At 71.2% G+C, this 23,133-nt stretch carries 24 protein-coding genes; 6 read left to right on the top strand and 18 right to left on the bottom strand.

Translation table 11 applies throughout. The annotated features are described in order from the left end of the window. Positions 1-782: hypothetical protein (locus ABDW21_RS03105; protein WP_343710038.1), on the bottom strand; the 782-nt coding region annotated here is incomplete at its 3' end. Positions 783-1,123: 341 nt separating this feature from the next. On the opposite strand from ABDW21_RS03105, the gene ABDW21_RS03100 reads away from it, so the two are divergent. Beyond that, positions 1,124-1,432 (top strand): WhiB family transcriptional regulator, encoded by a 309-nt coding sequence (locus tag ABDW21_RS03100; RefSeq protein WP_343600656.1) that lies wholly within the window; start codon positions 1,124-1,126, stop codon positions 1,430-1,432. A 220-nt stretch (positions 1,433-1,652) separates the two neighbouring features. On the opposite strand, the gene ABDW21_RS03095 is transcribed toward ABDW21_RS03100, so the two are convergent. The 4 genes from ABDW21_RS03095 to groES all read right to left on the bottom strand — a co-directional run bounded on the left by ABDW21_RS03095 (position 1,653) and on the right by groES (position 4,291). After that, on the bottom strand, positions 1,653-1,904 hold the full coding sequence (locus tag ABDW21_RS03095; RefSeq protein WP_343600657.1) for a type II toxin-antitoxin system RelE/ParE family toxin: 252 nt from the start codon (positions 1,902-1,904) through the stop codon (positions 1,653-1,655). Continuing rightward, positions 1,901-2,173: a type II toxin-antitoxin system Phd/YefM family antitoxin gene (locus ABDW21_RS03090; protein WP_343710037.1), complete on the bottom strand. Its 273-nt coding sequence runs from the start codon at positions 2,171-2,173 to the stop codon at positions 1,901-1,903. Before ABDW21_RS03090 ends, ABDW21_RS03095 begins: the two co-directional genes overlap by 4 nt. 120 nt (positions 2,174-2,293) lie before the next feature. Next, positions 2,294-3,907: a chaperonin GroEL gene (gene groL, locus ABDW21_RS03085; protein ID WP_343600131.1), complete on the bottom strand. Its 1,614-nt coding sequence runs from the start codon at positions 3,905-3,907 to the stop codon at positions 2,294-2,296. Positions 3,908-3,988: 81 nt separating this feature from the next. Next, positions 3,989-4,291 (bottom strand): co-chaperone GroES, encoded by a 303-nt coding sequence (gene groES / locus ABDW21_RS03080; protein WP_343600133.1) that lies wholly within the window; start codon positions 4,289-4,291, stop codon positions 3,989-3,991. Between the two features lie 360 nt (positions 4,292-4,651). Between groES and ABDW21_RS03075 the strand changes: the two genes are divergently transcribed. Next, positions 4,652-5,323 (top strand): C39 family peptidase, encoded by a 672-nt coding sequence (locus ABDW21_RS03075; protein WP_343600135.1) that lies wholly within the window; start codon positions 4,652-4,654, stop codon positions 5,321-5,323. Here ABDW21_RS03075 and tsaD read toward each other — a convergent pair. From tsaD to glmS, 8 genes are all read right to left on the bottom strand, one after another. Next, the gene (gene tsaD, locus ABDW21_RS03070) at positions 5,320-6,345 is read right to left on the bottom strand and encodes a tRNA (adenosine(37)-N6)-threonylcarbamoyltransferase complex transferase subunit TsaD (RefSeq protein WP_343710036.1); all 1,026 of its coding nucleotides are present in this window, start codon (positions 6,343-6,345) and stop codon (positions 5,320-5,322) included. The genes ABDW21_RS03075 and tsaD overlap by 4 nt on opposite strands. Then, positions 6,342-7,448 carry a tRNA (adenosine(37)-N6)-threonylcarbamoyltransferase complex dimerization subunit type 1 TsaB gene (gene tsaB / locus ABDW21_RS03065; protein ID WP_343710035.1) on the bottom strand — a complete coding sequence of 369 codons (1,107 nt, stop codon included), beginning with the start codon at positions 7,446-7,448 and terminating at the stop codon, positions 6,342-6,344. Before tsaB ends, tsaD begins: the two co-directional genes overlap by 4 nt. Next, positions 7,430-7,927: a tRNA (adenosine(37)-N6)-threonylcarbamoyltransferase complex ATPase subunit type 1 TsaE gene (tsaE, locus tag ABDW21_RS03060; RefSeq protein ID WP_343600139.1), complete on the bottom strand. Its 498-nt coding sequence runs from the start codon at positions 7,925-7,927 to the stop codon at positions 7,430-7,432. Before tsaE ends, tsaB begins: the two co-directional genes overlap by 19 nt. Then, positions 7,920-8,969: an alpha/beta hydrolase gene (locus tag ABDW21_RS03055; protein ID WP_343600141.1), complete on the bottom strand. Its 1,050-nt coding sequence runs from the start codon at positions 8,967-8,969 to the stop codon at positions 7,920-7,922. Before ABDW21_RS03055 ends, tsaE begins: the two co-directional genes overlap by 8 nt. A 71-nt stretch (positions 8,970-9,040) precedes the next feature. Next, positions 9,041-10,201, bottom strand: a complete 1,161-nt coding sequence (gene alr / locus ABDW21_RS03050) for an alanine racemase (RefSeq protein WP_343600142.1) — start codon at positions 10,199-10,201, stop codon at positions 9,041-9,043. Between the two features lie 103 nt (positions 10,202-10,304). After that, positions 10,305-11,699 (bottom strand): glutamate decarboxylase, encoded by a 1,395-nt coding sequence (locus tag ABDW21_RS03045; RefSeq protein ID WP_343600144.1) that lies wholly within the window; start codon positions 11,697-11,699, stop codon positions 10,305-10,307. 25 nt (positions 11,700-11,724) lie between these two features. After that, positions 11,725-13,140: an NAD(P)H-hydrate dehydratase gene (locus ABDW21_RS03040; protein ID WP_343600145.1), complete on the bottom strand. Its 1,416-nt coding sequence runs from the start codon at positions 13,138-13,140 to the stop codon at positions 11,725-11,727. 144 nt (positions 13,141-13,284) lie between these two features. Continuing rightward, the gene (gene glmS / locus ABDW21_RS03035; protein WP_343710034.1) at positions 13,285-15,153 is read right to left on the bottom strand and encodes a glutamine--fructose-6-phosphate transaminase (isomerizing); all 1,869 of its coding nucleotides are present in this window, start codon (positions 15,151-15,153) and stop codon (positions 13,285-13,287) included. 59 nt (positions 15,154-15,212) lie between these two features. On the opposite strand from glmS, the gene ABDW21_RS03030 reads away from it, so the two are divergent. The 4 genes from ABDW21_RS03030 (at position 15,213) to ABDW21_RS03015 (ending at position 18,555) form a co-directional block, all read left to right on the top strand. After that, entirely contained in the window at positions 15,213-15,740 is a 528-nt protein-coding gene (locus ABDW21_RS03030) for a nitroreductase family deazaflavin-dependent oxidoreductase (protein ID WP_343600148.1), read from the top strand. Positions 15,741-15,771: 31 nt separating this feature from the next. Next, positions 15,772-16,221 (top strand): cupin domain-containing protein, encoded by a 450-nt coding sequence (locus ABDW21_RS03025; protein WP_343600150.1) that lies wholly within the window; start codon positions 15,772-15,774, stop codon positions 16,219-16,221. 320 nt (positions 16,222-16,541) lie between these two features. Continuing rightward, on the top strand, positions 16,542-17,384 hold the full coding sequence (locus ABDW21_RS03020) for a hypothetical protein (protein WP_343600151.1): 843 nt from the start codon (positions 16,542-16,544) through the stop codon (positions 17,382-17,384). A gap of 130 nt (positions 17,385-17,514) precedes the next feature. After that, positions 17,515-18,555, top strand: a complete 1,041-nt coding sequence (locus tag ABDW21_RS03015) for an LLM class F420-dependent oxidoreductase (protein WP_343600153.1) — start codon at positions 17,515-17,517, stop codon at positions 18,553-18,555. Between the two features lie 32 nt (positions 18,556-18,587). Here ABDW21_RS03015 and ABDW21_RS03010 read toward each other — a convergent pair whose 3' ends face one another. The 5 genes from ABDW21_RS03010 to rplM all read right to left on the bottom strand — a co-directional run bounded on the left by ABDW21_RS03010 (position 18,588) and on the right by rplM (position 22,868). Further along, positions 18,588-20,069 (bottom strand): hypothetical protein, encoded by a 1,482-nt coding sequence (locus ABDW21_RS03010; RefSeq protein ID WP_343600154.1) that lies wholly within the window; start codon positions 20,067-20,069, stop codon positions 18,588-18,590. A gap of 50 nt (positions 20,070-20,119) precedes the next feature. After that, positions 20,120-20,434 (bottom strand): type VII secretion target, encoded by a 315-nt coding sequence (locus ABDW21_RS03005; protein WP_343600155.1) that lies wholly within the window; start codon positions 20,432-20,434, stop codon positions 20,120-20,122. A 39-nt stretch (positions 20,435-20,473) separates the two neighbouring features. Further along, positions 20,474-21,811 (bottom strand): phosphoglucosamine mutase, encoded by a 1,338-nt coding sequence (gene glmM, locus ABDW21_RS03000; RefSeq protein ID WP_343600156.1) that lies wholly within the window; start codon positions 21,809-21,811, stop codon positions 20,474-20,476. A 98-nt stretch (positions 21,812-21,909) separates the two neighbouring features. Then, the gene (gene rpsI, locus ABDW21_RS02995) at positions 21,910-22,428 is read right to left on the bottom strand and encodes a 30S ribosomal protein S9 (protein ID WP_343600157.1); all 519 of its coding nucleotides are present in this window, start codon (positions 22,426-22,428) and stop codon (positions 21,910-21,912) included. Continuing rightward, positions 22,425-22,868: a 50S ribosomal protein L13 gene (gene rplM, locus ABDW21_RS02990; RefSeq protein ID WP_343600158.1), complete on the bottom strand. Its 444-nt coding sequence runs from the start codon at positions 22,866-22,868 to the stop codon at positions 22,425-22,427. Before rplM ends, rpsI begins: the two co-directional genes overlap by 4 nt. Positions 22,869-23,133: the final 265 nt, after the last annotated feature.

Genomic DNA, 23,133 nt, shown 5'->3' with positions numbered 1-23,133 from the left:
GCGCACTCGTCACGAATGCGGCACAGGTCGCGCGTCGTGCGCGTCGAGCTCGTGAGATCGATCAGCAGACAGGCCAGCGCCCAACGCAGCGGACGCAGCCCCAGCCGTTCGGTGCTTTCCAGCGCCTCCTCGCCCACCGCCCGGGCCCGGTCGACGTCGCCGGCGCTGCACAACGCCGCGGCCCACACCATCTCGCTCTTGGCGCGGTGCCGTGCCGACACCGCGCGCTCGGCCCGGCCGGCGGCGACGGCGTGGCCGGCGTGCCGGACCGCGGCCGCCCCGTCGCCGGCCGCCATCGCCAGCTCGGCGGCCACCCACGCCCGGCGGATGGCCAGCCGTGGCGCCCGCGCCTGCGCCACCTCCTGGTCCGCCCGACGCAGCAGCACCGCCGACGCGGCCAACCGGCCGACGCCGAGCGCGTCGGCGGCCAGGCCGATCAGCGCGTCAGCGGCGGCCTCCGGATCGGCACCGGCCAGTGCCAGGGCGCGACCGTCCCACCCGCGGGCCCGCGCATGCCAGCCGAGCTGCCGCAGGAACGACGCCCGGGTGCTGTGGGCCAGCGAAGCCAGCGAAGCAGCCGGTGCGGCGCGAATCAGGGTGGCCAGGTCGTCGTCGGCGCTTCCGTATCGGCCCTGCCCGCCCGCGGCGACCGCCCGCAGCCACAGCTGGCGCGGCGTGATCGCGCTCGGCAGCGGCCACCGTCCCGGCTCGTCGCCGAAGGCGGCCGCCGTCAGCGCGGCGCCGGCCGCCCGGTCGCTTCGGGTGTCGATCGCGGTGCGCATTAGTTAAATGTTTGTGCTTAGCATGTAACGCAGACTTTAACTGCCGTGCGCGGCGGGCGACTCGGTGCTCCCGGTCGACTGCATTGCGAACAGGCAAAATCAGATGATAGCGCGCTGTTTGCCACACGCAGCGTGCCGGCGCTCTGCGTCGTGGCGATGAACTCAGGGTTAATTCTGAAGTGAGCGTGGGCTATTCGGTTGCGTGCGCCGATGTTGACTTCAATTTGACAGCTCCCCTACCGTTGTGAGCGACGCGAAGTCATCGGTGACACCGCTCGATCGACGTTCACGAATTGTGGGTTAACCGCCCTGTAGACGGGTGTACCGAAAAGGATTTTCCAATGTCACAGTGGGAGCAGCTACCAGGGTCCAACGCCGATGTGTGGGAATGGCAACTGCAGGGTCTGTGCCGCGGTGTGGATTCTTCGGTGTTCTTCCATCCCGATGGCGAACGCGGCCGTGCCCGCTTGCAGCGAGAGCGGCGCGCGAAGGAGATGTGCCGCCAGTGCCCGGTGATCGCGCGGTGCCTGGCGCACGCGCTGGAAGTGGGCGAACCGTACGGCGTCTGGGGCGGCCTGTCGGAGTCCGAACGCGACCTGCTGCTCAAGCGCGGTATGGGCCAATCGCGCGGTGTGCGCCGCACCGCCTAGCCGCGGCGGTCAGACGTCTGCCCGCGTAACTGTCAGTGCGCGTAACTGTCAGTGCGCGTAACTGTCAGTGTGCGTAACTGTCAGTGCGCGTAACTGTCAGTGCGCATGGCCGTGATGGGCGTGATCGTCCTGTTCCTCGGGCTTCTCCACCACCGCGGTCTCGGTCGTGTTCGATTGCAGCCACCGAGCGCCGCACAGGCTGCCGATCTAACGCCACGTCTCACCGATAGGCGTCGCTGCGCTTGGCCACGTTGAACACCATCACTTCGCCGGCGGCATCGTCGATGGAGTACACCACCCGATATTGTCCGAAGCGCACACGCCAATCACGCTGACTCCCAACCAGTTTCTTCGCGTTGACCGGCCGCGGATCGTGGGACAGACCTATGACCACCTGCAGCGCTACTTCCAACTCGCCACGGGGGAGTCGCTGCAACTGCTTGAGTACGTCAGGGTGGAACGAGATCCTCATCCGGCCGTGAACGCGTCCGCGTCGACACCGAGCTCATCGAGCATCGCCGCCAGAGGCACCGCGCGAAACGAGTTGACCCGTAGCTCGCGCAGCAGCAGCGCGTTGACGACATCAGCGTGCTCATGCAACCGCTCATAGTCGGCCAAGCTGATGATCACCGCGACCTCGGTACCACTGTCGGTGATGATGGCTTCTTCGCCTGTCGAGGCCACCGCCCGCACAACCGCTCCCAGGCTTCCGCGAAGATCCCGCAAACTGTGAGTACTCATGTGTACCCATGTTACACAGCGCTTCGGGATGCAGCAGCGGCTTGGACTCATCGGCCAGGCGGGCGCGTCGCCAAAACGAAACGCCCGGGCCGGGTGGCCGGGGCGTTTCGTTTTGGCGACTCAGCGGTGATGCCCGTGGCCGTGGTCGTCCTCCTCGTCGACGGGCTTCTCGACTACCGCCGTCTCGGTGGTCAGCACCATCCGGGCGACCGACGCAGCGTTGAGCACCGCGGAGCGGGTGACCTTGACCGGGTCGACCACCCCGTCGGCGGCCAGGTCACCGTACTTCAGCGTGGCCGCGTTCAGTCCGTGCCCGGCGGGCAGTTCGCCGACCTTGTGGACGACGACCGCGCCGTCCAGCCCGGCGTTCTCGGCGATCCAGTGCAGCGGCGCGCTGAGCGCCTCGGAGAAGACGTCGACACCGAGCGCCTCGTCGCCGGTCAGCGACGCCCGCAGGTCGGCCAGCGCCGCACGGGCGCCGATGAGTGCAGAGCCCCCACCGGGCACGATGCCCTCCTCGACGGCGGCCTTGGCGGCGGCCACCGCGTCCTCGACGCTTTCCTTGCGCTCCTTGAGAGCCGTCTCGGTGGCCGCCCCGACCTTGATCACCGCAACACCGCCGGCCAGCTTGGCCAGCCGCTCCTCGAGTTTCTCCCGGTCCCAGTCGGAGTCGGTGGTCTCGATCTCAGCGCGCAGCTGCCTGACCCGGTCGGCGACGGCCGCAGCGGTGCCGGCGCCCTCGACGATCACGGTGTCGTCCTTGGTGACGAGCACGCGGCGTGCCGAGCCCAGCACGTCGAGGCCCGCCTCGCGCAGCAGCAGGCCGACGTCGGGGTTGACCACCTGACCGCCGGTGACCACGGCCAGGTCTTCCAGGAACGCCTTGCGGCGGTCCCCGAAGAACGGCGCCTTGACCGCGACCGCCTTCAGCGTCTTGCGGATGGCGTTGACAACCAGGGTGGCCAGCGCCTCGCCCTCGACATCCTCGGCGATGACCAGCAGCGGCTTGCCCGCTTCGGCGACCTTCTCCAGCAGCGGCAGCAGGTCGGGCAGCGAGCTGATCTTGTCGCGGTGCAGCAGGATCAGCGCGTCCTCCAGGACCGCCTCCTGGGCGTCGAAGTCGGTGACGAAGTACGCCGACAGGTAGCCCTTGTCGAAGCCGATGCCCTCGGTGAACTCCAGCTCGGTGGTCAGTGTCGAGGACTCCTCGACGCTCACCACGCCGTCGTGGCCGACCTTGGTCATCGCCTCACCGACCAGCTCGCCGATCTGCTCGTCGCGCGAGGACACGGTGGCCACCTGGGCGATCGCAGCCTTGCCCGACACCGGGGTGGCCGCTGCCAGCAGCGCCGCGGACACCGCGTCGGCGGCCTTGCCGATGCCCGCGCCCAGGGCGATCGGGTTGACGCCGGCGGCGACCAGGCGCAGCCCGCCCTTGATCACGGCCTGCGCCAGCACGGTGGCGGTGGTGGTGCCGTCACCGGCGACGTCGTTGGTCTTCGTGGCCACCGACTTCACCAGCTGGGCGCCCAGGTTCTCGAACGGGTCTTCCAGGTCGATCTCGCGGGCCACCGTCACGCCGTCGTTGGTGACCGTGGGCCCGCCGAAAGCCTTGGCCAGCACCACATGCCGGCCGCGCGGGCCCAGCGTCACCCGCACCGCGTCGGCGAGCTTGTTGACGCCGGTCTCCAGGGCGCGCCGAGCGGTCTCGTTGAACTCGATCTGCTTGCTCATAAGCCTTTCCCGCCTGGTCAGCGGTCCGCCCCGGAAATCACCCGCGGTGACGGGGGATCGCCGGGGCGGGACACGCGTGCGCTATTTAGAGACGACGGCCAGCACGTCGCGGGCCGACAGGATCAGGTACTCCTCGCCGTTGTACTTGATCTCGGTGCCGCCGTACTTGCTGTAGATGACGGTGTCACCTTCGGAGACGTCCACCGGGATCCGCTTGGCGCCGCCGTCGTCCCAGCGACCGGGGCCGACCGCGATGACGGTGCCTTCCTGCGGCTTCTCCTTGGCGGTGTCGGGAATGACCAGACCGGAAGCGGTCGTTGTCTCGGCCTCGTTGGCCTGGACGAGGATCTTGTCCTCGAGTGGCTTGATGTTGACCTTCGCCACGATGGGAGCCCTCCACTAGTTGAGATCGGGTCCGGGGTGCTCCCCCGGACCGGTGTTGGTAGTCGGCCCGAGGCCAGCCCCGAGCCATCCGAATCAGCAGGTGCTTCGGCATTCGTCCGTACCCTCGCGCCGTCGTCGCGGGTGCCGACACCAGGGCGTGTCCGACTGCCGTCTAGCACTCTATACACGAGAGTGCTAGCACTCAAGGCCGCCCGCCGCTTCCCTGTCGGCGGGCGCGCCGACCAGCCTTTCCCCAGCCGGTCTGGACTCGGGCCGACCCCGACCCCAGCCGACACCGACGCCGGCGGGGCGCGCTGACCGTGACGGGCGGTGTCGGCGACGGCGGTTGATAATGGGTTTATGCTCGCTGTCATCCTGCGTTCGGCCCGCGCCGCCGGCGCGATCACTTTGACCGTCGCGGCCGCCATCGGGCTGGTCGGGGTCGCTCACGCCGACCCGAGCGGGCAGATGTTCGGCAACCCCGAAACGGCCGCGCCCTACTGGCGCTACCAGCACCAGGAAGACTGCGGCCTGATGGCCGTCGCCGACGTGGTCGGCCAGCTGACCGGCCACGAACCCACCCAGATCGGTATCGAGCTACGCGGCATCTTCACCAAGAGCGAAACCCACCACGGCGACATCTACCAGTTCGACGGCACCTCCCCCGGAGACCTGGTCGTGCTGCTGAGCAAGTACGGCGTCGCCTCAGAGCTCACGACCGGCAACACCATGGGGGGGCTCGAGCAGGACCTGGCCGCCGGCCACAAGGTGATCGCCGGGCTCAACGCCGAAACCATCTGGGACTACCCCCCGGGACAGGGGCAGCGGACCCAGGCCGACCACGCCGTCGTCGTCACCGGAGTCGACACCCGCGACGACATCGTCCACCTCAACGACAGCGGCATCCCCACCGGCCGCGACGAGCGGATCCCCATGGCCACCTTCTCGCAGGCCTGGGCGACCGGTGACAACCTGCTCATCGTCACCGACGCGACCGGCTACGGCACCCTGCCGTGGGCGCCTCAGATTTAGGGCAGCTGCCCGCGCACCACCGGCAGGCCGGGGTCGCTGGCGACGTCCAGCGGTGACGGCGGGGCTCCGGCGGCCAGCAGGTGCGCGGCGAAGGAGGCGATCATCGCGCCGTTGTCGGTGCACAGCCGGGGTCCGGGGATGCGCAGTGTCAGGCCCGCGGCCGCGCAACGCTGTTCGGCAAGCTCGCGCAGCCGCGAGTTGGCCGCAACGCCCCCGGCGATCAGCAGCGTCGACACGCCGAGATCGGTGGCCGCTCGCACCGCCTTGCGGGACAACACGTCGGCCACCGCCTCCTGAAAGCCCGCCGCGACGTCGGCAGTCGCGGCGTCGGGGTGGCTCTCCACGTAGCGGGCGACCGCGGTCTTGACGCCGGAGAAGCTGAACGCGTACGGGTCATCGGACGGCCCGGTCATACCGCGCGGGAACAAAATCGCGGCGCGGTCACCGGTGCGGGCCAGGTCGTCGAGCGCCCTGCCGCCGGGATAGCCCAGCCCCAGCAGGCGGGCCACCTTGTCGTAGGCCTCCCCGGCGGCGTCGTCGACGGTGCTGCCCAGCTCAACGATCGGCTCGCCCAGCGAGCGCACACGCAGCAGGTGGGTGTGCCCGCCGGACACCAGCAGCGCCACACATTCGGGCAACGGCCCGTGCTGGTAGACGTCGGCGGCCAGGTGCCCGCCGAGGTGGTTGACGGCGTAGAACGGCACCCCCCAGGCGGCCGAATACGCTTTGGCCGCGGCGACTCCCACCATCAGCGCACCGGCCAGCCCGGGACCGGCGGTGGCCGCGACGACGTCGGGCCGAGTCAGCCCGGCGGCGTGCAGCGCGCGGCGCATCGCCGGCCCCAGCACCTCCAGGTGTGCCCGCGACGCGATCTCGGGCACCACGCCGCCGAACCGGACGTGCTCGTCGACGCTGGAGGCCACCTCGTCGGCCAGCAGCGTCACGCTGCCGTCGGCGTTCAGCCGGGCGACGCCGACACCGGTTTCGTCGCAAGAGGTTTCGATGGCCAGGATGGTCGTCACGGCGCGCCCTCCGGATCCCGGCGCATGGTGTAGGCGTCGGCGCCGCTGACCCGGTAGTACCTGCGGCGCAACCCGACCCGGGTGAATCCGGCACTGCGGTACAGCGCCAGCGCCGGCGCGTTGTCGGTGCGGACCTCCAGGTGCACGGTGCCGCCGGCGGCGAAGTCCAACAGCCCGTCCAGCAGCCGCCGCCCGATGCCGCGGCCGCGGTAGGCCGGGTCGACGCCGAGTGTGTGCACCTCGTAATCGAACGGCGGCCTGCGCCCGAGTCGTGCGATGCCGCCGTAGCCCACCAGCCGGCCGGCCATGCGGGCGGCCAGGTAGCGGCTGTGCTCGGCGGTGATCTCGCGGACGAACGCCGCCGCCGGCCAGGGCTCGTCGCCGGCGAACAACCGCGCCTCCAACTGTGCGCACCGCTCGGCATCCGCGGGCGTGAGGCCATCGACGGTGACCTCGCGGGCGGTGTCACGGTCGCCGGGCGCCCGGGCGTCCGGCCGGCGCAGATACAGCGGCGCCGGCGGTGCCGGGTCGACGGACCAGTCGGGCACCGCGGCGACCAGCCCGGCCGGTGTCGGATACTCCGGGCCGCGGCGCGGCAGGCCGAACAACACCCCGTGCTGCGGCGAGCCGGCCACCGACTGCGCCGCTCCGGGGTCGACGTCGGCCGGTGCGCTTACCGCCGGGCCGTCGATACGCACCCCGTCACGGTAACGTGCCCAATAGATTTCGCGGCGACGGGCATCGGTGACGACCAGCGTTTCCCCGCTGGTTCGCCCGCCGATGGCGTCGAGGCTGCAGACCCCGTGCACGGGGATGTCCAGCGCGTGCCCGAACGCGGCGGCGGTCGCCATGCCGACCCGCAGACCGGTGAACGGGCCCGGACCGCAGCCCACCGCGACGGCGTCGAGTTCTCTCATGGTCAATGCGGCATCGCCCAACGCGGCCAACACATTCGGCGTGATCCGCTCCGCGTGCGCCCGCGCGTCGACGGTCACCCGCTCGGCAAGCACGTCGAGGACACCGCCGTCGCGGCGCCGCACGACGCCGGCGGTGACAGCGGGAGTGGCGGTGTCGACGACGAGGATCAGCACGGGCAGCTCCATCGCCAGGTCGCGGCGCGCACGTCGGAGTCGCCGAAGCGTTCCAGGCGGATGTCAAGGTGCCGCTCGGAGAGCCGTTCGGCCAAGCCCTCGCCCCACTCGACCACGACAACGGCGTCGTCGAGGTCGGCGTCGAGGTCCAGCGCGTCGAGCTCGCCGAGCAGATCGGCGCCGCGGTGCTCGCGCAGCCGGTAGACGTCGGCGTGGACCATGCCCGGTGCGCCGGCCCGTCGCGCCCGATGCACCCGCGCCAGCACGAACGTCGGCGACGTGATCGGTCCTTCCACGTCCAGTGCAGCCGCAATTCCCTTGGCCAGCATGGTCTTTCCGGCTCCGAGCGGACCGGAGAGCACCACCACGTCGCCGGCGCGCAGCTGCGCACCCAACCGGGACCCGAGCGCGACGGTGTCCTCGGCGCACGGCAGTGTCGCGGTGCCGGAGCACTGCGCGTCGCCGCCCGGGTGACTCTGTCGCTCAGCCATTGCGCCAGGCTCGCTCCCGCCACCGCCGGCCCAGCATCTTCCGCTTGCCCGGGGTCGCACGGGCGGCCAATCGCACCAGCCCGTCGTTGACCGGGTGCGGCTTGCCCAGCAGCGCCAGGTGACCGGCGCGGTCGATGATGACCAGTTCGGAGCGCGGCAGCGCCTGCGCCATCCGGCGCGAGTACTCCTCGGGGGTGACCAGGTCGTGGTCACCGCAGACAATCAACGTCGGGATCCGCGCCAGGGTGGGCAGTGCCGCGGTCTCGTCGTGCGCCTCCAGCGCGTGCAGGAACTCCACCATGGTCGGGATCGGGGTGCCCAGCATCATGTCCTGCGAGAACGCCACCACGCTCGGGCTGACGTCCACGTCGTCATAGGAGGCTGCCCGCAGTATCGGGCCGATCACCGAACGGGCCGCGTTGCGGCTGCGGTGCACCAGCCTGGGCGCGGAGCGGGCGGTGAAACGCACCGCCTCCAACGCCGGGTTCTGCAGGATCTCCCCCAGCGGCGATTTCGAAACACCCTCGGCCGCAGAAGAAATCAGCGCCACGCCGACGACCTTGCTGCCGTAGTGATGGGGAAACTGGCGGGCGTGGGCCAGCACCGTCATACCGCCCATCGAGTGGCCGACCAGCACCACCGGGCCGCGCGGCGCGGTCGCCTGCAGCACCGTCTCCAGGTCCCGGCCCAGCTGGGGCAGCGTGTAGCTCTCCGGCGGCGCCTCCCCGGAAAGACCGTGCCCGCGTTGGTCGTAGAAGACCATCCGCACCCGCTCGCCCCATTCCCCGGCCAATCTCGTGCGCTGAAAGTGGAAAGCGCCCATGCGCAGACAGTATCCGTGGGCGAACACCACAGTCAGCGGCGCGTCGACGGGACCGGCCTCGCGCACCGCCAGCGCCACCCCGTCCGGTGTGGTCACCACTGATCCGCGGTCACGGTCCAGCGTCTGGAAATCCTCCTCGGCGCAGGTATCTTCGGTGGACGCGTTCCGGATCATCGACCGGGCGAACGTGGCCAACGCGATGCTGCCGACGACGCCCACGCCAGCGGCACCCGCCAGCCACCGGGCCCGCCCTGCCCGGCTTATCCTAGGCTCGCGGGTATCGTTACCGCTCAACGGTTTTCGGCCCCGCGGTATGTCCGGGTGATGCGCCCTCGCGGACTGGTCACCACTTCGTAGTGGATGGTGCCCAGCAGGTCGGCCCACTCCTGGGCCATGGGCTCACCCCGGCTGCCGGGCCCGAACAGGACAGCCTCGTCGCCCTCGGCCACGTCGACGTCCCCCGGGCCCAGGTCGACGACGAACTGATCCATGCAGATCCGCCCGATGCCGCGGCGGCGACGGCCGTTGATCAGGACGTCGAGGCGCCCGGACAGCGCCCGGAACACGCCGTCGGCGTAGCCGATCGGCAGCAACGCCACGGTGGTGTCGCGCTCGGCGATCCAGGTGTGCCCGTAGGACACCCCCTCGCCGGCCCGCACCGGGCGCACCAGCGCGACAGGACATGTCAGCGTCATGGCGGGCACCAGCCCCATGTCACCGCGCTGCGGGACGGGGCTCAGCCCGTAGACCGCGATGCCCGGACGCACCATGTCGAATCCCAGGTCGGGGCGCGTCAACGTGGCCGACGAATTCGACAGGTGGGCAACCTCGTAACGCACACCCTGGTCGCGGGCCGCCGCCAGCAGAGCCGCGAACCGTTGGGCCTGTAGGTCGTTGACGGGGTTGTCGGGCTGGTCGGCGTAAACCATGTGCGACATCAGTCCCCGCAGCCGGATCGCGTTGTCGGCGGCGGCGCGACGCAACGCGGTCAGCATCGACGGATATTCGGCGGCGCGAACACCGTTGCGGTTCAACCCGGTGTCGGCCTTGACCGTGACCGTCGCCGGCTGACCGGTGCGGCGCACCGCGTCGAGCAGCTCGTCGAGCTGGCGCACCGACGAGACGGCGATCTGCACGTCGGCGGCCAGCGCCGGCGAGAAGTCGGTGCCGGGCCGGTGCAGCCACGCCAGCACCGGCGCGGTGATGCCGTCGGCGCGCAGCGCCAGCGCCTCCCCGACGGTGGCGACGCCCAGCTCGGCGGCGCCGGCGGCCAACGCGGCGCGGGCGACCCGGCCGGCGCCGTGCCCGTACGCGTCCGCCTTGACGACGGCCATCAGCTGCGCACCCCCGGCGTGCTCGTGCAGCACACGCACGTTGTGCGCGATCGCGTCGAGATCGATCACCGCCTCGGCGATCAGGCCGGGCGCCTGGGATGTGGCTGTCATCGCCATAATTGTCCCAGAGCCGGGCCTTGCGGCCGCCGACGGTGCGGTTTCATACGCTCCGCCACGCGTGTCGCGTATGAAACTGCACGGTCGGCGCGGGAGGCCGCCCTCAGTGCGCGAAGTGCTGCTGGCTGAAGTGCCCGCCGGGTTTGAGCTTGTCGAGCGTGGCCAGCGCGGTGCGGGTGTCGTCGTGCAGGGCCCGGGCCAGGTCGGCGGACAGTCCTTCGCGGACCACGATGCGCAGCACCGAGACGCCGGTGGCGTTGTCCGGCAGGGTGTAGGCGGGCACCTGCCAGCCGAAGGTCCGCAGCTCGTGGGAGACGTCGAACACCGTGTAGCCGCGGTTCCCTTTTAGCCGGGCAGCCAGCACCGGGATCGCCGACCCGTCGGTGATCAGCTCGAAATGCTCGCCGGCGGCCAGCTCCGCGGCCAGCCAGCGCGCCGTCGCCGACAGCGCCTGCATGACCTGGGTGTAGCCTTCGCGGCCGAGCCGCAGGAAGTTGTAGTACTGGCCGGCGACCTGGTTGCCGGGCCGGGAGAAGTTCAGCGTGAACGTCGGCATGTCGCCGCCGAGGTAGTTGACCCGAAAGACCAGCTCCTCGGGCAGGTGTTCGCGGCTGCGCCACACCACGAACCCGATGCCGGGGTAGGTCAGGCCGTACTTGTGGCCGCTGACGTTGATGGACACCACCCGCGGCAGCCGGAAGTCCCACTTGAGGTCGGGGTGCAAGAACGGCATCACGAAGCCGCCGCTGGCCGCGTCGACGTGCACCGGCACATCCACCCCGCCGCCCGCCGCCAGCTGGTCCAACGCGGTGCAGATCTGCGCGATCGGTTCGAGCTCGCCGGTGTAGGTGGTGCCCAGGATCGCCACCACGCCGATGGTGTCCTCGTCGACGGCGTCGACGACCTGCTCGGGGGTGATGACGTAGCGGCCCTCCTCCATCGGCAGGTAGCGGGGTTCGACGTCGAAGTAGCGGCAGAACTTCTCCCACACCACCTGCACGTTGGAGCCCATCACCAGGTTCGGGGTGCGGCCCTTCCAGGCCCCTTTTTTGCCGCCGACCCGTTGGCGCCAGCGCCACTTCAGCGCCAGCCCGCCCAGCATCACCGCCTCGCTCGACCCGATCGTCGACACCCCGACCGCGCTGCCCGGGTCGTCGTCGCGCAGGCCCTCGGCGTGGAACAGGTCGGCCACCATGCACACACAGCGCTGCTCGATGGCCGCGGTCGCCGGGTATTCGTCCTTGTCGATCATGTTCTTGTCGAACGTCTCAGCCATCAGCCTGCCGGCCTGGGGATCCATCCAGGTCGTCACGAACGTCGCCAGGTTCAGCCGGGAACTGCCGTCGAGCATCAGCTCGTCGTGGATGAAGCGGTAGGCGGCCTCGGGGTCCATCGACTGGTCGGGCATCCGCAGCGCGGGCACCGGCGCGGTGAACAGGCGGCCGGTGTAGGCCGGGCCGATCGAGTTCGCGGGTACGGACGGATGACTGCGGGACATGGCGGATCCTTTCGTGGGTGAGGTCTTATCGGCTGGCCAGGGCGGTGCGGATGTGGCCGACGATGCGCGACGCGGAGGTGGGGGCGTCGCCCGGGCCGGGGTCGCCGGCCGCCAGCGCGGCGGCGCGGGCATGCACGAACGCCGCCGCGGCGGCCGCCTCGCCGGCCGGCAGACCGGCGGCCAGCAGCGCGCCGATCATGCCGGACAGCACGTCGCCGGAGCCGGCGGTGGCCGCCCAGGACTGACCGGCCGGGTTGAGGTGGACCGGGCCACCGGGGTCGACGATGACGGTGACGTTGCCTTTCAGCAGCACGGTGGCGCCGAGGGTGTCGGCGAGCTTGCGGGCGGCGCCGACGCGGTCGTCGCCGGGCGGGGCGCCGGCCAGGCGGGCGAACTCGCCGGCGTGCGGGGTCAGCACGGTCGGCGCCTGTCGCGACCTGACGAGGTCGGGGTGGGCGGCCAGGATGGTCAGCGCGTCGGCGTCGACGAGCACCGGCAGGCCGGTGCCCAGCGCGAACCACAGCGCGGCGGCCGCGTCCTCGCCGGTGCCCAGGCCCGGCCCCACGACCCAGGACTGCACCCGCCCGGCCGCCGCGGGACTGGGCGCGGCGATGACTTCCGGCCAGTGTGCGAGCACCTCGGCGGAGGCGCTGCCGGCGTAGCGGACCATGCCGGAGGTGGCTGCCACCGCGGCACCCGTGCACAACACCGCGGCGCCCGGATACGTCGACGAGCCCGCCAGGATGCCGGTGACACCCTGGGTGTACTTGTCGTCGGTCGGCCCGGGCACCGGCCAGCGCGCCGCGACGTCGGCGGCCTCGAAGCCGTGGAGGTCGGTGTCGGGCAGGTCCAGCCCGATGTCGACCAGCCGGACCCGGCCGCAGTCGGCGAGCGCGTGCACGGGTTTGAGGCCGCCGAAGGTGACGGTCAGCGCGGCGTGCACGGCCGGGCCGGTGATCGCGCCGGTCGCCACGTCGATCCCGCTGGGGATGTCGACGGCCACCACCGGGATCGCGGCCGCGGCGGCGAACACGTCCGCCGCGGCCGGCCGCAGCGGCCCGTGACCCGAGATGCCCACCACACCGTCGATAACCAGATCGGTCGCCGCCGAAACCTGGTCGACGACGCGCCCGCCGGCCCGGCGGAACGCCGCCAGCGCTGCGCGGTGGGTGCGCTCCGGGTTGAGCAGCACCGCGTCGGCGGCCGCGCCGCGGCGGCGCAGGAAGCTCGCCGCCCACAGCGCGTCGCCACCGTTGTCGCCGGAGCCGACGACGGCGCACACCCGCCGGCCGGCCACACCGCCGGTGCGGGCGGTCAACTCGCCGACGATCGCGGTGGCCAGCCCGAAGGCGGCCCGTCTCATCAGCGCACCCTCGGGCAGGCCGGCCAACAGCGGCGCCTCGGCCGCACGGATCGCGTCGACCGAGTAGTAGTGCCGCACCCAGTCAGGATGGCACGCTCAGTGCATCCGCCGCCGCCCGCACTGCGCAGGCGCCTGCTCCTACCGGTCGGGCCTTACGGGGTCAGCGCCGACAGCACGTCGGGCACCGCGGATCCGGGGTTCACGCCGACGTCGGCGCCGCGGCTACTCGACGGTGACCGACTTGGCAAGGTTGCGCGGCTTGTCGATGTCGTAACCGCGCGCCCGCGCCACCGACGCGGCGAACACCTGCAGCGGGATGGTCGACAGCAGCGGCTGGAAAAGTGTCGACACCGCCGGGATTTCGATCAGGTGATCGGCGTAGGGGCGCACCGTGTCGTCGCCCTCCTCGGCGATGACGATGGTGACCGCGCCGCGGGTCTGGATCTCGCGGATGTTGGACAGCAGCTTCGCGTGCAGGGTGGCCGAGTTCTTCGGTGACGGCATCACGACGATCACCGGCAGGCCGTCTTCGATCAGCGCGATCGGGCCGTGCTTGAGCTCGCCGGCGGCAAAACCCTCGGCGTGCATGTAGGCCAGCTCCTTGAGTTTCAGCGCGCCCTCCAGCGCCACCGGGTAGCCGACATGGCGACCCAGGAACAGCACCGTCTGCGACGCGGCGAACCGGCGCCCCAGCTCGGCGACCGGATCGACGCCGGCCAGCACCCGCGCCACCAGCTCCGGCATCGACTCCAGCTCGCGGTACTCGCGTTCCACCTCGTCGGGGTATTTCGTGCCGCGGGCCTGCGCCAACGCCAGCCCGACCAGGCAGTTGGCGGCGATCTGGGCCAGGAACGTCTTGGTCGAGGCCACCCCGATCTCCGGGCCGGCGCGGGTGTAGAGCACCGCGTCGCATTCCCGCGGGATCTGGCTGCCGTTGGTGTTGCAGACCGCCAGCACCTTGGCCTTCTGTTCCTTGGCGTGGCGCACCGCCTCGAGCGTGTCGGCGGTCTCCCCGGATTGGCTGATCGCCACCACCAGCGTGCTGCGGTCCAGCACCGGGTCCCGGTACCGGAATTCACTGGCGAGCTCCACCTCGACGGGCAGCCGGGTCCAGTGCTCGATCGCGTACTTGGCCAGCAGCCCCGAGTGATACGCGGTGCCGCAGGCCACCACGAACACCTTGTCGATCTCGCGCAGTTCCTGGTCGGACAGCCGCTGCTCGTCGAGCACGATCCGGCCGTCGGCGAAGTGCCCGAGCAGCGTGTCGCCGACCGCGGCGGGCTGCTCGGCGATCTCCTTGAGCATGAAGTACTCGTAGCCGCTCTTCTCAGCGGCGGCCAGGTCCCAGTCGATGTGAAACCTCCGGGCGTCGGCGGTCATATCGGTGCCGCGAAAGTCGGTGATCGCGTAGCCTTCGGCGGTGATCACCACGGCCTGGTCCTGGCCCAGCTCGACCGCCTCGCGGGTGTGCTCGATGAACGCGGCCACATCCGAGCCGACGAACATCTCCGCGTGGCCGATCCCGACCACCAGCGGCGTGGACCGCCGGGCAGCCACGATGGTGCCGGGCTCGTCGGCGTTGGCGAACACCAGCGTGAAGTGGCCCTCCAGCCGGCGCAGCACGGCCAGCACCGACGCGACGAAGTCACCGGCGGTGTCGCCGTGGCGGTAGGCCTGCGCCACCAGATGGACCGCGACCTCGGTGTCGGTGTCGCTGGCGAACTCCACGCCTTCGGCTTCCAGCTCGCGGCGCAGCATCGCGAAGTTCTCGATGATGCCGTTGTGGACGACAGCGACCTTTCCGGCCGCGTCGCGGTGCGGATGGGCGTTGCGGTCGGTGGGGCGCCCGTGGGTGGCCCAGCGGGTGTGCCCGAGGCCGGTGCCGCCGATCAGCGCCTCCGGATCGGTCTCGCCCAGCGCCTTCTCCAGGTTGGCCAACCGGCCGGCGCGGCGGCGCACGGTGAGTCTGCCTCGGCCGTCGAGCAGGGCGATGCCGGCCGAATCGTAGCCGCGGTACTCCATCCGGCGCAGCGCGTCGACCACGACGTCGCAGGCAGGCCGAGGCCCGACGTAGCCGACGATTCCGCACATAGCTGACCAGGGTAGTGCAGCCGCCCACGTCGGGACGGCTGCAGTATCATCGTCCGACTATGGCCGGCGACGCCCTGCACGGAATCCCGCGCGTGGACCCGCACGCGCGCCCTGCCACGTGGAAACGTGTGATCCAGCGGCTGGCCGCCACGCGGGCCGGCGCCGCGGCACACCGCACGCTCGCCGCGCCGCTGGACGCGTCGATCATGCGGGCGACGCGTGGACGCGTGAGCCTCTCCATGGGCGCACTGCCCGTCGTTGTCTTGACGTCGACCGGTGCACGCAGCGGCCAGCCGCGCGAGACACCGCTGGTGTATTTCACCGACGGCGACGACGTCATCCTGATCGCGTCGAACTACGGCGGCGCACGGCACCCGAACTGGTCCTACAACCTGCTCGCCCACCCCGACTGCGAGTTGCACATCGGCGAGCACGGCGGGCGGTTCGTGGCCCGCGAGGTGACCGGCGCGCAGCGCGACCGGCTGTTCGCGCTCGGCGGCGAGCTCTACCACGGCTACGTAGACTATGCGAATCGGACCGACGGCGTGCGGACGATCCGGGTTTTCCGGCTGACGCCCGCCGCTTAGGCGGCCGGGGAGAGCCGCACAGGAGAGCACTGTGGCCCAGCACGGATTTCATCCCGATTTGCCGCCGAACGGCGCGGCGGTCCGTAACCGCGTGCATCACGTCCGCGGCTCGGATCTTGATGACGACACCGCGCAAAGCGCGGGCATGCGCCGCTTCGCCGCGATCAGCGGACGCGCGGTCGGCTCGGAGAAGCTGTGGATGGGCGAAGCCCATGTCGAGCCGCGTACGGCGTCGGCGAACCACCACCACGGCGAGGCCGAGACGGCACTCTTCGTGCGCAGCGGGCACCCCGACTTCGTCTTCCACGACGGCGAAAAAGAGGTCCGCATCTCGACCAGCCCGGGCGATTACGTATTCATCCCGCCATATCTGCCGCACCGCGAAGAGAATCCCAGTCCGGACGAGCCCGCGGTGGTGGTGATCGCGCGCAGCACGCAGGAGGCGATCGTCGTCAACCTGCCCGAGCTCTACGCGCCGTAGGCCGACGCAGCGCCCGACTTTCGAAGTAGTCTCGCCGGTAAGGTCGTCGGGGGAGATCACCCGCCGCGCACCGTGAGGCGTCACCGCGACACCGGTTCTGCGGTGCTGACTCACGAGGCAGGTGTGACCAGTGCGGCGTGCGGTCCGACCGCGCCCACCCCACGCTCACCGAACGTGAAACTGTGGTGAAATTCGGCCCTGATTTTCGCAATGGCTTCACGTTCGGTGCGCGGGCCCGTCACCCCAGGGGACTTACCCAGGGCGACAACCCCCGACGGCCGTGCCAGCGCGACCACTGAGCAGTGCGCTACCGTCGACCGGTGGCCAGCGCCCGCACACTCGTCGCCGCCCTGACCCGGCGCGGCCCGCACCGCGTCCTGCGCGGCGACCTGGCGTTCGCCGGCCTGCCCGGTGCGGTGTACACACCCGAATCCGGGCGCAACCTGCCCGCTGTGGCGTTCGGCCACGACTGGCTCACCGGCGTGGGCCGCTACTCGCGCCTGTTGGAACACCTGGCGTCGTGGGGGATCGTGGCGGCAGCCCCCGACACCGAATGCGGACTGGTGCCGTCGGTGCGCAACCTGGCCTTCGATCTGCGCACCGCGCTCGACATCGCCGCGGGGGTGCGGCTCGGTCCGGGCACGATCAGCGTCCACCCGGCCAAACTCGGCGTGGCCGGCCACGGCTTCGGCGGCTCGGCCGCGGTGCTCGCGGCGGCGGAAATGTCCGCCAAACCCACAGCGGTGGCGGCGATTTTCCCGTCGGTCACCGCACCGCCGGCCGAGCAACCGGCCGCCACCCTGCCGGTACCCGGTGTGGTGTTCGCTGCTCCCGGAGATGCGAAAACGTTGCGTTCCAACGCTATTGCGCTCAGCCACGCCTGGGACGCGGCAACGCTGCGGGTGGTCAGCAAAGCCCAGCCGGGTGGATTGCCCGAAGGGCGCAGGTTGGCGACGGTGTTCGGGTTACCGGGTGCGCACCGCAAGACGCAGAAGGCGATTCGCGCGCTGCTGACCGGCTACCTGCTCGCCACGCTCGCCGGCGACAAAACCTATCGGGTGTTCGCCGACCCCGACGTGCAGCTACCCAAGACCGACCCGGTGGACGACACGGCGACGCCGGTGAGCCCCGAGCAGAAGATCGCCGCGCTGCTGAAACACTGAGCGGGCTGAACTGGCCAACCAACACTGACCAACCAACACTGGCCAACCAACACTGACCAACCAACACTGACCAACCAACACTGACCAACCAACACTGACCAACCAACTGGTTGGGTGTTATAAAGTCACGATGCGAATCGGCATCGTCCTGGACTACTCCGGCGGGTTTCACGAGGCCGCCGACCGCGTCGTCGACCTGGAGAAGGACGGCATCGACGTCGCCGTGGTGGCGGAGGCGTATTCCTACGATGCGGTCAGCCAGTTGGGATACCTGGCGGCCAAGACCTCCAGCGTCGAGTTGGCGTCTGGCATCTTGCCGATCTACACGCGCACCCCGGCACTGCTGGCGATGACCGCGGCGGGGCTGGACTTCGTGTCCGACGGCCGGTTCCGGCTGGGCATCGGCACGTCGGGGCCGCAGGTGATCGAGGGCTTTCACGGGGTGGTGTTCGACGCCCCGGTCGGCCGCACCCGCGAGGTGGTCGAGATCTGCCGGCAGGTGTGGCGCCGTGAACGCGTCGACTACTCGGGCAGGCACTATCAGATTCCGCTGCCGGCCGATCGCGGAACGGGGCTGGGAAAAGCTCTGCATATCATCAATCACCCTGTGCGGGAACGCGTTCCCATCTCGATCGCGGCGCTCGGACCCAAGAATGTCGAGCTCACCGCGGAGATCGCCGAAGGCTGGCAGCCGGTCTTCTTCTATCCGGAGAAAGCCGCGTCGGTGTGGGGTGACGCCCTCAAAGCCGGTGCGGCCAAGCGGGATCCGGCGCTGGGTCCGCTGGACGTGATGGTGGGCGCTCCGCTGGCCATCGGCGACGACGCCGACGACCGGCTGGCGTGGGCCAAACCGCAGCTCGCTCTCTACATCGGCGGCATGGGCGCCAAGAGCCGCAACTTCTACCACAACCTGGCCACCCGCTACGGGTTCGGCGAGGTCGCCGACCGGATCCAGGAGCTGTATCTGGGCGGCCGGAAAAAGGACGCCATCGACGCGGTGCCCGACGACTTGGTGCGACACATCTCGCTGATCGGCCCGCGCGGCTTCGTCTCCGAACGGGTGTCCGCCTTCGCCGAAGCCGGGGTCACCACCCTGCTGGCAACCCCGGTGAGCACCGACCGCGCCGAAGGCCGCGGCTACGTCGAGGCACTGCTGCAGCTGCTGCCGTGACGCCGGTGCACGCCCGAGCCGGCCGCGGGTGCTCATTGGCCGGCCTGCGGTAGTTCGTCGGCGGCGATCTCGCAGGGCGTCTGCCCGTCCGACGCCGGGCCGGGCGGCGATTGTCCAGGGGCGACGGCCGGCGGCGGCTCATCCACGGCCGGCGTGGCCGTCGGACCCCCCGTCGCACCGGCGGCAGCCGGCGGATCCCCGCCGGGAGACTCGGCGTTGCCGTCGCCGGACGCTTCGCCCGTGCCGCCGGACCGGGCAGCCGCCTCCTCGGCGTCACCGGCCAGCTCTTCGCCCTCGGGAGCTGCGTCGTCCCCGCCGTCAGCGGCCGCCTCCGCGTCGTCGTCGGCTCTGTCGGGGTCGTCGATCGTGTCGTGGACCCCGTCGAGCGCATCGGTAATGGCTGGCGGATCGTCGAACAGTGCGCCGCCGGTTTCCGACGCAGTGGCCGGCCCGTCGACCAGGGACCCCACCAGGGCGCCGATCGCGTCGACGATCCGGCCCGCGAGCCCGCCCAGGCCGGCCAACCCACCCAGGCCGGCGGGACCGCCGGCGGCGGACAGACCGGACGCATCCCCCAGCGCGGCGTCCGCGCCGGGCAGCGGCGGCGTCAGCGGCACGGTGCCGGCCATGCCCATCGGATCCGGCGGTGCGGCCGCCGGCGGCTCGTCGGCGGGGACTTCCGCGGCGTGCGACACGGCGCCGTCGACAGGTGCAGCCAAAGCGGCCGGCGTGACCGGAGCCGACTGCGCCACGGCGCTTCCTGCAGGCGCATCAGGTGGGCCCGGACAAGCGGAACCGAGAACTGCGGGAACCCCAAACTGCACCACCGGCGCCGCGGCCAGCCGGTCGATGCAGTCCTGGTAAGCCGCCGCCACCGCGTCGGTTGTCGAGCGCATCGCGGTGAGCCAGTCGGCGCGAATGTCGTCGTCGACGTAAGGCATGACCTGCTGGTCCACCACGTCGGCCGCCTCCGACGCCTGGCCGGATGTCCCCGCCGTCACAGTGTGCGCCGCGGCCAGCCACTCCGAGCGCTGCGCCTGGCTGCGATCGTCGACGGCAACGGCCGTCGCGGCCTTGGCGTCGACCAGGTGCCACAGGTTGTCCCGCAGCACGCCGCAGCCGGCCGCCGCCGCGCGCAGCTGCTCTGCCACCGCGGCGGCGGTGTCGGCGTGCCGCCGCAGGAACGCGGCCGCGGCGTCGGCGCCCGGCCCGCGCCACGCCGCCTCCAGCTCGCCGAGCCGCCCACGCTGCAGGTCCAGCGCCTCCTCCGCCGCGTCGACCGCGGCCCGCAGCGCCGCGCAGTCGTCGTCGAGGACCCGCAGGTCCAGACCGTCCTCGGTGTCGTACCACTGGTAGACCTGCGAGTGGTGCGCGGTCAGGTCGGGGTGCTGATAACCGGTCGCATGACACGCCCGCACATAGGTCTGGGTGTGCTCCACCGCGGACCGGCCTTCGGCCAGTCGCGCCGCGACGTCCAGATGGCGGGCCTGGTCATAAGCGCCGCTCCTCCTCATCCCTTCGTCCCCAGCTTCGCGGGGGCCCACTGCATCATCGCCGGCGCGGCTCAGCCGATCCGGGCTGCGGCGCACCGGTCCGTCTCGGCGTAGCGGGTGGCGGCGGCGCGTAACGTCGCGGCGATCTCCCGGTCCGCGCGCGCCCACCCCGCGAGCACGGCGGCCAGCCGGCCCAGCGCGGCCCGCAGCGCCTCACCGCGGGCACCGTGTCCCTGCCCGGCGACCGGCCCCCCGAAGGCGAGCCGGCCCAGGTGGGTGTGCGCCGCGGCGTCGACGAGCTCGGCGGCCGCGTCGAAGTGCCGGGCGAGCGCGTGTACCGCCGCGGCGTCGACGAACGCCTGTCCTCGGGCTGTGCCGGATCCCATACCGGCTATGACGCGCCGTGACCGGCGGCGGTTCCGCCGTCAGCGCCGGGCGCCGACAGATTCCGCGACACGGCTGGCGACGCGACGGGCGACGTCCTCGTCGGCGGCTTCCACCATGACCCGGATCAGCTGTTCGGTTCCCGAGGGGCGCAACAGGATCCGGCCGGTGTCGCCGAGCTCGGCCTCGGCCCGGGTGAGCGCGGCCCGCACCGCGGGAGCTGCGACGGCGGTGGTTTTGTCGGCCACTTCGACGTTGATCAGCACCTGCGGCAACGGGCGCATCGCCGCCGCCAGCGCCGCCAACGGCCTGCCGGTCTGCGCCATCCGGGACATCAGCCGCAGGCCGGTGAGGATTCCGTCGCCGGTGGTCGCCAACCCCGGCAGCACGATGTGGCCGGACTGCTCGCCGCCCAGGCTGTACGCACCGGCCCGCAGCTCTTCGAGCACGTACCGGTCGCCGACGTCGGCGGTGCGCACGGTGATGCCGGCCGCCCGCATCGCGCGGTGCAGGCCGAGATTGCTCATCACGGTGGCCACCAGCGTGTCGCCGGCCAGTTCGCCGGCCTCGTGCATGGCCAGCGCCAGCACGACCATGATGTGGTCGCCGTCGACGACATCGCCGTGGGCGTCGACGGCCAGGCACCGGTCCGCGTCGCCGTCGTGCGCCAGGCCCAGGTCGGCGCCGTGGGCACGGACCGCGGCACGCAGCGGATCCAGATGGGTCGACCCGCAGCGGTGGTTGATGTTGACCCCGTCGGGTTCGGCGTTGATGGCGGCGACGCGTGCGCCGGCCGCCCGGTAGGCGCGCGGCGCCGCCACCGACGCCGCGCCATTGGCGCAGTCGACGACCACCGTCAGGCCATCCAGCGCGACCGTGCTGCCCTTGCCCAGCTGGCGAAGGTAGCGGTCCAGCGCATCCCCGGCGTCGACCACCCGGCCGATGCCCGGGCCGACCGGGCGCGGTCGGGGACCGGCCGCGAGCAGCTGTTCGATCTGGTCCTCGGTAGCGTCGTCGAGTTTGTGCCCTCCCGGCCCGAAGACCTTGATGCCGTTGTCGGGCATCGGGTTGTGCGACGCCGAGATCATGATCCCGAAGTCGGCGTCGTAGGCGCCGGTCAGATACGCCACCGCCGGGGTCGGCAGCACCCCGGCCCGCAGCGCGTCGACACCCTCGCCGGTCAGCCCGGCGACGACCGCGGCTTCCAGCATCTCGCCGCTGGCCCGCGGATCACGGCCGACCACGGCGATCGGCCGGTGGTCGCGGCCCCGGCCCGCCAGCCGCCGAGCCGCCGCGCCGCCCAGGGCCAGCGCGAGCTCGGCGGTCAGCTCCCGATTGGCGACCCCGCGCACACCGTCGGTGCCGAACAGTCGACCCATAAGTCTCCTTTACGCCGCGAGCGTGGGTGTTTGTACACCGACACGCCGCACAACGCGTACATCGGTGCACGCTCGCGGCCACAAAGCGACCGCGCCGGTCAGCGCTTGCTGTACTGCGGCGCCTTGCGCGCCTTCTTCAGGCCGTACTTCTTGCGCTCGGTGGCACGCGGGTCGCGGGTGAGGAACCCGGCCTTCTTCAGCGCGGGCCGGTCCTCCGGGGCAACCAGGATCAGGGCCCGGGCGATGGCCAGGCGCAACGCGCCGGCCTGCCCGGAGGGGCCGCCACCACGCAGGTGGGCGAAGATGTCGAAGCTGTCGACGTGCTCGACGGTGACCAGCGGAGCCTTGATGAGCTGCTGGTGCAGCTTGTTGGGGAAGTAGTCCTCCAGGGTGCGCCCGTCCAGGTCGAACTTGCCGGTGCCGGGAACCAGGCGCACCCGCACGATGGCCTCCTTGCGCCGCCCGACGGTCTGGATCGGCCCCTCGGTCACGAAGGACGGGGCGGGTGCCCGCTCGGCGGCGATCCCCTCGGCGGCGATCCCCTCGGCTGCGGCGATCCCCTCGGCGGCGATCCCCTCGGCTGCGGTGGTCCCCTCGGCTGCGGTGGTCCCCGTCATTGCCTCACCTGCTTGATCTCGAACGGAACCGGCTGCTGGGCGCTGTGCGGGTGCTCCGGCCCGGCGTAGACGCGCAGTTTGCGCTTGATCTGGCGGCTCAGCTTGTTCTTGGGGAGCATGCCCACAACCGCCTTCTCTACGACGCGGTCGGGGTGGCGTTGCATCAGCTCGCCGATGGTGCGCGTGCGCAGGCCGCCGGGATACCCCGAGTGGCGGTAGGCGAGTTTGTTCTGCAGTTTGTCGCCGCCGATGGCGACTTTGTCGGCGTTGACGATGATGACGAAATCGCCGCCGTCGACGTTGGGCGTGAATGTCGGCTTGTGCTTGCCGCGCAGCAGGGTGGCTGCCGCGACGGCCAGGCGACCGAGCACTACGTCCGTGGCGTCGATGACGTACCACGCCCGCGTGGTGTCACCCGCCTTCGGCGTGTATGTAGGCACAGCGCTTACCTTCTCTTCCCTGCGAGCCGGTTTCCCGGGAACTGGATCCCGGTGTGACCCGGGTGCCGGTCAGGCGTCTGCGGACGAGGTTGGTCTCGGCGACCGACGTAGACCCGAGCCCCGGCGTACCACACGCCGACACCGCAGCTTACCGGCGGGCATCCGCGCAGGTCAAAACGCCCTACAGCGGCGGTGGCCGGCTGTGCACCCGGACCTGACCCGGCACATCACCTGACCCGGCACATCACCTGACCCGGCACATCAC

Source organism: Mycobacterium sp., from assembly GCF_039583805.1.
Taxonomy (GTDB): domain Bacteria; phylum Actinomycetota; class Actinomycetes; order Mycobacteriales; family Mycobacteriaceae; genus Mycobacterium.
The sequence above is the reverse complement of the archived record's forward strand: the minus strand, read 5'-3'. Positions and strand labels throughout refer to the sequence as shown.

Coding starts and splice junctions, on each gene's coding strand:
- ABDW21_RS03100 (WP_343600656.1), top strand. CDS start 1,124: ATGTCACAGTGGGAGCAGCTACCAGGGTCCAACGCCGATGTGTGGGAA.
- ABDW21_RS03095 (WP_343600657.1), bottom strand. CDS start 1,904: ATGAGGATCTCGTTCCACCCTGACGTACTCAAGCAGTTGCAGCGACTC.
- ABDW21_RS03090 (WP_343710037.1), bottom strand. CDS start 2,173: ATGAGTACTCACAGTTTGCGGGATCTTCGCGGAAGCCTGGGAGCGGTT.
- groL (WP_343600131.1), bottom strand. CDS start 3,907: ATGAGCAAGCAGATCGAGTTCAACGAGACCGCTCGGCGCGCCCTGGAG.
- ABDW21_RS03075 (WP_343600135.1), top strand. CDS start 4,652: ATGCTCGCTGTCATCCTGCGTTCGGCCCGCGCCGCCGGCGCGATCACT.
- tsaB (WP_343710035.1), bottom strand. CDS start 7,448: ATGGAGCTGCCCGTGCTGATCCTCGTCGTCGACACCGCCACTCCCGCT.
- tsaE (WP_343600139.1), bottom strand. CDS start 7,927: ATGGCTGAGCGACAGAGTCACCCGGGCGGCGACGCGCAGTGCTCCGGC.
- alr (WP_343600142.1), bottom strand. CDS start 10,201: ATGGCGATGACAGCCACATCCCAGGCGCCCGGCCTGATCGCCGAGGCG.
- ABDW21_RS03045 (WP_343600144.1), bottom strand. CDS start 11,699: ATGTCCCGCAGTCATCCGTCCGTACCCGCGAACTCGATCGGCCCGGCC.
- glmS (WP_343710034.1), bottom strand. CDS start 15,153: ATGTGCGGAATCGTCGGCTACGTCGGGCCTCGGCCTGCCTGCGACGTC.
- ABDW21_RS03030 (WP_343600148.1), top strand. CDS start 15,213: ATGGCCGGCGACGCCCTGCACGGAATCCCGCGCGTGGACCCGCACGCG.
- ABDW21_RS03015 (WP_343600153.1), top strand. CDS start 17,515: ATGCGAATCGGCATCGTCCTGGACTACTCCGGCGGGTTTCACGAGGCC.
- ABDW21_RS03010 (WP_343600154.1), bottom strand. CDS start 20,069: ATGAGGAGGAGCGGCGCTTATGACCAGGCCCGCCATCTGGACGTCGCG.
- ABDW21_RS03005 (WP_343600155.1), bottom strand. CDS start 20,434: ATGGGATCCGGCACAGCCCGAGGACAGGCGTTCGTCGACGCCGCGGCG.
- glmM (WP_343600156.1), bottom strand. CDS start 21,811: ATGGGTCGACTGTTCGGCACCGACGGTGTGCGCGGGGTCGCCAATCGG.
- rpsI (WP_343600157.1), bottom strand. CDS start 22,428: ATGACGGGGACCACCGCAGCCGAGGGGACCACCGCAGCCGAGGGGATC.